7 protein-coding genes and 1 pseudogene are annotated in these 8,629 nt (G+C 71.0%); all 8 read right to left on the bottom strand.

Annotated elements, in window-relative coordinates; genetic code table 11:
* Window positions 1–5: 5 nt before the first annotated feature.
* Window positions 6–887, bottom strand: a complete 882-nt coding sequence (locus Q0D75_RS15675; RefSeq protein ID WP_291055413.1) for an SDR family oxidoreductase — start codon at window positions 885–887, stop codon at window positions 6–8.
* Window positions 884–2,143 carry an acyl-CoA dehydrogenase family protein gene (locus Q0D75_RS15680; protein ID WP_291055416.1) on the bottom strand — a complete coding sequence of 420 codons (1,260 nt, stop codon included), beginning with the start codon at window positions 2,141–2,143 and terminating at the stop codon, window positions 884–886. Before Q0D75_RS15680 ends, Q0D75_RS15675 begins: the two co-directional genes overlap by 4 nt.
* Window positions 2,140–3,873, bottom strand: a complete 1,734-nt coding sequence (locus Q0D75_RS15685) for an AMP-binding protein (protein ID WP_291055419.1) — start codon at window positions 3,871–3,873, stop codon at window positions 2,140–2,142. The genes Q0D75_RS15680 and Q0D75_RS15685 overlap by 4 nt, the downstream gene beginning before the upstream one ends.
* Window positions 3,870–5,222 carry a 3-phosphoshikimate 1-carboxyvinyltransferase gene (gene aroA / locus Q0D75_RS15690; RefSeq protein WP_291055422.1) on the bottom strand — a complete coding sequence of 451 codons (1,353 nt, stop codon included), beginning with the start codon at window positions 5,220–5,222 and terminating at the stop codon, window positions 3,870–3,872. The genes Q0D75_RS15685 and aroA overlap by 4 nt, the downstream gene beginning before the upstream one ends.
* Window positions 5,223–5,481: 259 nt before the next feature.
* Window positions 5,482–6,285: a zf-HC2 domain-containing protein gene (locus Q0D75_RS15695; protein WP_291055425.1), complete on the bottom strand. Its 804-nt coding sequence runs from the start codon at window positions 6,283–6,285 to the stop codon at window positions 5,482–5,484.
* Window positions 6,282–6,791: a sigma-70 family RNA polymerase sigma factor gene (locus tag Q0D75_RS15700; RefSeq protein WP_291055427.1), complete on the bottom strand. Its 510-nt coding sequence runs from the start codon at window positions 6,789–6,791 to the stop codon at window positions 6,282–6,284. Before Q0D75_RS15700 ends, Q0D75_RS15695 begins: the two co-directional genes overlap by 4 nt.
* Window positions 6,792–6,897: 106 nt before the next feature.
* Window positions 6,898–7,944: a cell wall-binding repeat-containing protein gene (locus Q0D75_RS15705; RefSeq protein WP_291055430.1), complete on the bottom strand. Its 1,047-nt coding sequence runs from the start codon at window positions 7,942–7,944 to the stop codon at window positions 6,898–6,900.
* A 121-nt stretch (window positions 7,945–8,065) separates the two neighbouring features.
* Window positions 8,066–8,629 (bottom strand): annotated as a pseudogene (locus Q0D75_RS15710) (AMP-binding protein); the annotation flags it as partial.

Genomic DNA, 8,629 nt, shown 5'->3' on the forward strand with positions numbered 1-8,629 from the left:
GGAGGCTACTCGCCCGCGGCAGTGGAAGGCGAACCGGATCCGGAGCCCGCATCCGGCACCGAGCCGAGCACGGCCGCCCGCAGGTCGCCCGTGGTGTCCTCCCAGTACGGCGGTGCCACGACGGTGAAGCCGCCGTCGACGTTCAGCACCTGCCCGGTGATGTAGCCGGCCTTGGCCGAGAGCAGGAAGTCGGCCGCATCCGCCATGTCGTCCGCCGTGCCCAGCCGGCGCAACGGAACGGTCTTCAGCACAGACGCCATCGGCGCCATCCCCGGCACCTTGTTGTAGAAGTAGTCGAGCGAATCGGTGTCGATCAGCCCCCCGTTCACGGCGTTCACCGTGATGCCGCGCGGTCCGAACTCGTTCGCCATGTAGCGCACGTACGACTCGTTCGCCGCCTTCGCCGAGCCGAGCGCCGCATAGGTGGCGAACGCCCGCTGCGAGCCGTAGCTGGTGATGGCGAGGATGCGGCCACCGTGATCCATCAGCTCGGCGGCCCGGATGGCGCCCAGCACGAAAGCACGGGTGTTCATGGCGTAGCTGCGGTCGAGGTGGTGCGTCTTCAGCTGGGAGACGGGTTTGAAGGCGCTCGCCGCGGCGTTGGAGACGAAGGCGTCGAGGCGGCCGTAGCGGTCGCGCACCTCGTCGAAGAGCCGGTCGATGTCGTCGGGGCTCTCGACGTCGGCCTGCACGGTGAAGCCCGATCCGCCGGCCGCCACCACATCGGCGAGCGACTGCTCGGCGAGGTCGGCGTTGACCTTGTAGTTGATGGCCACGGCAGCGCCCTGTGCGCCGAGCTTGTGCGCCAGCAGGCGCCCGATGCCGCGCGAGGCGCCCGTGATCACCACGACCCGGGGGGAGGGGGCGGAGGTCTGGTCGTCGCTCATTGTTCTGCCTTCTCTGCGTCGGATGCGGGTGCGGGTGCGGGTGCTGGTGCGGCGCCGGTGCCGGATGCCGCCGCCGCGGCGAGCACCGCGCGTGCCACCACGGTCTTCTGGATCTCGTTCGTGCCCTCTTCGAAGCGCTGCGCCCGGGCATCCCGGTACACCCGCTCGATCGCGTTGCGGTGCCAGAATCCCTGCCCGCCGTGCACCTGAAGCGCCTTGTCGGTGACCCGCGCGAGCATGTCGACCGCCACGATCTTCGAGGCGCTCGACAGCGCACCGGCATCCGGGCGCCCCTGCTCGTACGCCCGCGCCGCCTCCAGCACGAGCGCCCGGGCGGCCGCGATGTCGGCGTAGTTCTCGGCCAGATAGGCCTGGATGACGGGCCGCTCGGCGAGCTTCTTGCCGAAGGTCTCGCGCTTTAGCGCGTAGTCGATGGCGAGCTCCTGGGCGCGCTCGGCCAGTCCGACGGCGCTCATCGCCACCGACACCCGGCTCGGCAGCAGGAACCCGCCGAGTGCCACCGCCAGGCCCTCGCCCTCGGCGCCGATCCGGGCCGAGACCGGTACCGGCGTGTCGGTGAAGGTCAGGATGGCGTGGTCGGTTCCGCGCACGCCCATCGTCTCCGAGTCGTCGATCACCTCGGCGCCCGGAAGCCCCGTGTTGGGCACCAGCAGTGCGACCGTGCCCGCCGACCCCGACGTCCCTTCGAGTCGCGCGAACAGCAGCCAGTAGTCGCACTTCACGCCGAAGGTGATCAGGTGCTTCTCGCCGTTCAGCAGGTAGTGCGAGCCGTCGTCGGAGAGGCGCACGGTGCTGCGGATGTCGGCCCCCGTGCCCGCCGTCGCCTCGGTGAGGGTGAAGGCCACCAGCTTCTCGCCGCTCACGGCCTGCTTCAGCGTCTCCCGTTGGGCGTCGTCGACGAAGGGGGCCATCGCGCGCCAGAGTCCGTTGTTCACGTGCACCAGCATCCGGATCGAGCCGTGCGAGCGGGAGATCACCTCGAGCAACTCGAGGTAGCGGGAGAACGGGATGCCCCGGCCCCCGAGCTCGACCGGGGCGGCGAGGCTCAGCCAGCCGCGGTCGCGCAGCTCGTCGTAAAGCGCCTGCGGCACGTCGCCCGCGGCTTCGACCCGCTCCGACCACTCCTCGCCGGGGCCGCGCACCCAGGCCTCGATCTCGGCCTTGAGGGCCTGGAAGCCGGCCTCGTCGAAGGCGGCCCCATCCGGAACCACCACCTCGTTCGGATCGTCGCTCACGCTGATGCACTCTCCCTCGCCGACGGCGGGGCGCCGGCTGCTCGTTCGGACTCGACGAGCGCGGCCACGCGCTCGCGGAGCAGGTTCTTCTGGATCTTGCCCACCGGATTGCGCGGCAGCGCCTCGATCGTCTCGAGTCGCTCCGGCCAGTAGTACTTCGACACGTTCGCCCCGGCGAGGAAGGCCTGCATCTCGCCGAAATCGAGCGGTGCGGATGCCCCGTCGGCGGTCACCACGAAGGCGCAGGCGCGCTCGCCGAGCCGTTCGTCGGGCATCGCGACCACGGCCACGTCTCTGACCGAGGGATGCGCGAACAGCAGGTTCTCGATCTCGACCACGGGCACCTTCTCGCCGCCGCGGTTGATGACATCCTTCACCCGCCCGGTGATGTGCAGGAATCCCTCGGCGTCGAGGATGCCGAGGTCACCGGTCTTGTACCAGCCGTCGGCGGTGAACACCTCGGCCGTGAGGTCGGGGCGGTCGAGGTAACCGAGGAACATCGTGGGGCTGTTCAGCTCGTAGTGGCCTTCACGCCCGGGCGGCAGTTCGGTGCCGTCGTCGTCGACGATCCGCAGTCCGATCCCGACCAGCGGGCGGCCGTCGCTGCCCCAGGCGGAGGCCGGCGGGTCGTCCGGGGCCGAGAGGGTGCCGAGGCAGGTCTCGGTGGTGCCGAACGCGCCGCACACGGCGGTGTCGAGCACGCGGGTGGCGCGTTCGGCGAGTTCGCGCGGCACGGCGGCGCCGGTGGCGACGAAGATCCGCAGGCTCGCGGGGGCGGGAGCGCCGGCCTCGACGGCCTCGACCAGATCCATCAGAAAGGGGGTGGCCGCCTGCACGAAACCGGCGCCCGCCTGACCGAAGGCCTGCTCGAGGGCCGCCCGCGCATCCCAGATCGGCTGCACCACGGCGGCCGTGCCGAGCCGCCACGACACGAGGAGTCCGTAGAGGAACCCGGTCTGGTGCGCGAGCGGCGAGGGGATGTAGACGCGATCGTCGCCGGTCAGCCCGAGGTGCGCGACTTCCAGCGCGGTGGCCTCGGCGAGCGAGCGGTGGGCGTGCTGCACGCCCTTCGGCTCACCGGTCGTGCCCGAGGTGAACAGCAGCTGCGCCACGTCGTCGGAGCCCGGGCGCCGGGTGGCGATCGCCGCGGCATCCACCTCCGCCGCGGCGAGCACGCCGTCGAAGTCGTGCCACTCGACGTCGGTCGCATCCGGGGCGCCGTGCGGATCGGGGCGCGCGACGGCGCCCGCCCGCAGCTCACCGTGCGGGTCGCGTGCGCCCACCACGAGCACGTGCTCGACGAGCAGCGGGAGGTCCCGAGCCGAGGCCTCGGCCGCCACCGCCGGGAACTCGGCGGCGTGTGCGCGCCCCCGGAACGACTCCGGCAGCACCAGCACCCGCGCCTTCGAGCGCGAGAGCACCATCGCCACCTCGCGCGCTCCGAACACGGGCATGATCGGCGCCACCACCGCGCCGATCTGCATCACGCCGAGGATCACGCTCACGCACTCGGCCCAGTTCGGCAGCTGGAACGCCACCGACTCGCCGGGCTCCACCCCCAGCGAGAGCAGCGCGGCCGACACCCGGTCGGCCTCCGCCGCCAGCTCGGCGCGGCTCAGCGTACGCGGCCGCTCACCCACCTCGATCACGGCCGGGGAGCCGGGATCGGAACGCAGCAGGTCCTCCACGAGAACGGTCAGAACGGGGCTGCCGGATGCGCCGGCGTTCACGAGGCCAGCGCCTGCTGCGAGCGGCCGGCGGCCGGGATCTCCATCGACAGCCCCACACCCGTCATCGCCTGCAGGAAGGCCGGATACGAGATGCGGTACGCCCTCGGATAGGTCAGGCGCGAGGGCCCCTCCGCGCGCGTGGCGGCGACCGCCAGCGACATCAGCACCCGATGGTCGTTGAACGACGACATCGGAGCCCCGCGCAGCTGGTCGACCCCGGTGATCGTGAGCTCGGATCCGGAGTCCACCAGCCGTCCGCCGAGCTTGTTCAGCTGCAGCATCGCGTTCACCCGGTCGGACTCCTTCAAGCGGATGTGGGCGATGTTCCGCAGGGTCGATGTGCCGTCGGCGAAGCTCGCCAGGGCGGCGATCACGGGCAGCAGGTCGGGGATCGGCTGGCAGTCGAGATCCTCCAGCGGCTGCAGCCGGAGGCCGTCGTGCCGTACGCGCACGAAGCCGCTCCGCGCGTCGTTCTCCATCGGCAGGCCCATCGCGCGCACGAGGTCGAGGAAATCGGCCTCCGGGTGGTCGGTCTCGCCCGCCGTCGTGGCGGTGAGTCCGCGGAAGAGCACGTCGGAGGGGTGCAGTGCCGTGGCGGCCAGGCCGAACGCGGCCGATCCGATGTCGGGCGGGATGCGGTACTCGGTGGCCCGGGCGGTCTGGCCGGGTCGCACGGTGAAGTGCCGCCAGTCCTCGGAGTGCTCCACGTCGAGGCCGAAGTGCTTCATCATCCGCACGGTCAGCTCCACGTAGGGCTGCTCGTTGAGCTCGCCGATCACGTCGATGGTGGTCTCGCGTTCGGCGAACGGCGCCACCAGCAGCAGACCGGAGACCCACTGCGAGAGGGTGCCGGGAATGGTCACCCGGCCGCCCTCGGGCCGCCCGGGCAGCACCGTGATCGGCGGGCGGTCGTCGATCGATTCGGAGCGGATGCCCATCTGTCCGAGCGCCTCGAGCAGGGCCTTGATGGGCCGGCGCCGGAAGTACTTCATCCCGGTGAGCGTGATGGGCCGATCGGCGAGGGCGGCGAGCCCGGTCAAGAAGTAGAGCGTGGTGCCGGAGGAGCCCATGTTGAGCAGGCCCTCGGCCGAGCTCGAGCCGTGATCGACCACGTCGTCCCGGGTGTGGTACTCGCCGCCGTGCACGACGTAGCCGTCGTCCTCGATGTCGATGCGGGTGCCGAGGGCGCGCAGCGCGCCGATGGTCCAGACGACCTGTCTGGTCTCCGACAGGCCGCGGATGACGCTCCGGCCCGGGGCCAGAGAGGCCAGCACGAGGGCGCGGTGGGCGTGGTACTTCGACACGGGGATGCTCAGCTCGCCGGAGATCGGGGTCTCGGATCCGCTCACGAACAACTGCACCGGTTCAGACCTCCACAACTTCGTCCGGCTCCAGCCACGAGGAGTCGCACAGGCATCGAAAAGGGTTCCCCTCCATAGTGCCATCCCCCCAGCCGCGCCCCCCACTCACCTTAGGTCGTCGAGCAGGGCCCGTTACGCCGCCTCACGCCCCCAACCCCGATCGAAAAACCCAAAAGCCCACGACACAAGGTCTCGGGCCGTACTCGATGACCCGGTGACGCCGAGCGAAGCCCGGCGCCGCCGGCACCTAAAGCCTCGTGCGCACCAGCGGCTGGTCGGTTCCGGCCACGCGGATGTCGACCTCCCGGATCGTCTTCGTCGGGATGCTCGTCGACGCCGAGAGGTTGCCCGCGCTGCTGCCGGCCGCCGTCCAGGTGGCGACGGTGGTCTGGGTGCCGTCGGCATCCGTCACCACCAGGTCGTAGGTGGTGGAGCCGCTGGAATAGGGTCCGTCGTCGCGGTAGCTGCAGTTCCAGTCGAAGCGGGTGCCCCAACCCTTCTCGGTCACCGTGAGGTCGGCTTCGAGCCGGCCCGGTTCGACCTGGGACATGGCGGCCGCCGTGTTCGCCTCCGGTGGGGCCGCACTGGCCACGGCGCTGTTCGGCACGGTGACCGGATTCGTGACGCCAGTGCCCAGTGCCACGCCCACCAGCACGCTCGCGCAGGCGAGTGCGGCGCCGGCGCCCACGATCACCGCGGCCAGCCGGCGCCGGGTGCGCGTGCGGCGGCGGCGCACGGTGTGCGCCAGCTCGCGCACGAGGGGCGTGCCGTCGCCGAGCTGGCCGAGGTGCGCGTCCGCCGTGCTCCGGGCGTCGTCTTCGAGCAGGGCGGTGGCCTCGCTCGCACTCAGTCCGCCCAGGATGCCGGGGAGGCCCGCGAGCTCGCCGACGGCCGCGGTGCAGGCCGGGCACTCGGCGAGGTGGCGCTCGAACTCCCGGCGCTCCTCGGGCGAGAGCATGCCGAGCACGTACGAGGCATCCCAGTCGCGGTAGGGGTCGGGCCGCGCGCCGGTGTCGGTGCGGGGGACGGTGTCGTCGCCGGATCCGGTCATTCGGTCACCCCCCGCTCCTGCAGGGCGAGTCGCAGGGCGCGCAGCGCGTAGTGGGTGCGCGAACGCACGGTGCCCACCGGAACCCCTTCGTCGCGGGCGATCTCCGCGGCGGACTGCCCCAGGTAGTAGGAGCGCACCACGGCGGTGCGATGTTCGAGGCTGAGCGAGAGCAGCGCATCCGACAGCAGCCAGCGGTCGAGTACGGCGTCGGTCTCGTCGTGCCCGGTGGGGCGCTCCGGCACGTCGTCGGTGGCGAACTCGTGAGCGTGCCGGGCGCTGCGCCGGTCGTCGATCACGAGGTTGCGCGCCACGGTGAACAGCCACGCGCGCGCTTCTTCGTCTCCCTGTTCGAGGATGGCGGGCCGGCGCCAGGCGCGCAGTAGGGCCTCCTGCACCACGTCCTGGGCCAGAGCGGGATCGCGGGTGAGCCGCAGCACATAGCGGTACAGCGCCGGCGCGTGTGCATCGTGCACCGCCCGCAGCAGCTCCGCCTGTTCCTCGCCCACGACACCTCCTCCACCCTGCACAACGGAACAGCCGCCCGTTTCGTTCAATCCTCCCGCGAAGAGGTGCCCGAGAGCACGTCGGCGCGGCGCCGGACGAACCCGGAGTTCACCACGAGCAGGCCGTGAGCGATGCGACCGCGTCGTTCAGCGACGCGACACCGCCGAGCAGGATCACGCGACTGGTTCCGTGACTCGACAGCGCGGCCAGCACGCCTTTCGGCACGCAATCCGGCGGCACGACGTAGAGCGGAGAGCGATGCTGGCCGGCGAGCACGCCACCGGCCAGCGCATCGGGAAACGTCACCCCGGTGGCGAGATAGACCGTGCTGAAGTCGCCCGGGAGCCGATCGTTCACGGCGATGGACACCTGGTAGCGGTCGCTGCCGAGAATGCGGACGGGCCGCGCGAGTCCGGTGATGGCGCTCTCGACCCCGGCCGAGATCGACGCCGGCCCGCCGATGAGCGCGAATCCCGAGAGCTTGTAGGTGCTCAGCAGATCGAGCGTCGCCGTGTCGGGGGTGGGGGCCGCTCCGTCGACCAGAACGAGGGGAACGAAGCTCGCTCCCGCGGCGGCGCCGGCGGAGAGGGCATCGGGAAAGTCGCGACCGGTCGCGATCATCGCCCCTGGTGCGCTCGGCAGGAGTGTTCCGGCGATCGCCCGGCTGACGGCGTACCGATCGGCACCCGAGATGCGTGACACCGAGGTGCGGGGGAGGATCGCCCGCACCTGCTCCAAGGCGGCATCCGGAACGGACGCGGGCCCGCCCACCGCGGTCACCGTGCCCGGTCTGAGCCGGATGATCTCCGACACGACGCCGGAGGGGATCAGTCCCGACGACGGGGTGAGAAGCAGCGAGGCTCCGTACACCGACGCCACCGGAACGGCGCTCAGCGCATCGGCGAAGGACGCCCCCGAGGCGAGGAACACCGTGTCGGTGCCTCCCGGATTGGCGCGCTGCGAGATGAGCACCGCCTCCTCGTAGCGGTCGGCACCCGCGATCCGGGAGACGGCCGGTGTCAACTCCACACCGCTGGCCACCGCCCCGGTCGGTGAGCCGAGCTGTGCAGCGACGGGCAGCAACGCCGCCAGGGCGACGGCGAGCGTGCAGAGGACGGACCGGCGGCGCAAGACCGCCCTGATGTGGATACGCATGGTCGACTCGATTCCCCAAGAACGATGTACTGCCGTCGGCAGCCCCCGGCCGTGATCCGAGAGTACCGCTCAGACAGGCGTCAAGTCGAGGAATATTCGGAGAAAGCAGTGGATGCCACGACTAAGGCGTGACGAAGACCCCGTCCGCGGCATCCTGGACCGCCCGCTGCTTCATCACGTAGTGCTGCTTCTTGCCGGTGGCCGTGTAGGGGAGTTCGGAGACGAAGGCGTAGCGGCGAGGCCGCTTGAACCGGGCCAGTGAGACGCTCTGCTGGCAGAACCGGTCGAGTTCGGCGGCGGCGGCGACCGGATCGGCCAGCTGCCCCTCGCGCGGCTTCACATAGGCCACCACGAGTTCGCCCCACTCGGCGTCCGGCAGCCCCGTCACGATCACGTCGGCCACCCCGGAGTGCCCGGACAGCGCCTCCTCCACCTGCACCGGGTGCACGTTCTCGCCACCGGAGATGATCATGTCGTCCTTGCGGCCGACGATGGTGACGATCTCGTCCTCGTTCCAGGTGGCCAGGTCGCCCGGGTACATCCAGCCGTCGCGGAACTTCTTCGCCTGCTCCTCGGGGTTGCCGATGTAGGTGTACCCGCTCTTGACCGAGCGCATGATCACCTCGCCCACCTCGCTGCCGTCCTTGGCGACCGTGTCGGTCGGATCGGCGAAGCGGTCGTCGTA

The organism is Herbiconiux sp. (genome assembly GCF_023264855.1).
Classification (GTDB): domain Bacteria; phylum Actinomycetota; class Actinomycetes; order Actinomycetales; family Microbacteriaceae; genus Herbiconiux.

Excerpts from the sequence above, each read along its gene's own strand:
- Q0D75_RS15705 (WP_291055430.1), bottom strand. The coding sequence starts at position 7,944 with ATGCGTATCCACATCAGGGCGGTCTTGCGCCGCCGGTCCGTCCTCTGC.
- Q0D75_RS15695 (WP_291055425.1), bottom strand. The coding sequence starts at position 6,285 with ATGACCGGATCCGGCGACGACACCGTCCCCCGCACCGACACCGGCGCG.
- Q0D75_RS15675 (WP_291055413.1), bottom strand. The coding sequence starts at position 887 with ATGAGCGACGACCAGACCTCCGCCCCCTCCCCCCGGGTCGTGGTGATC.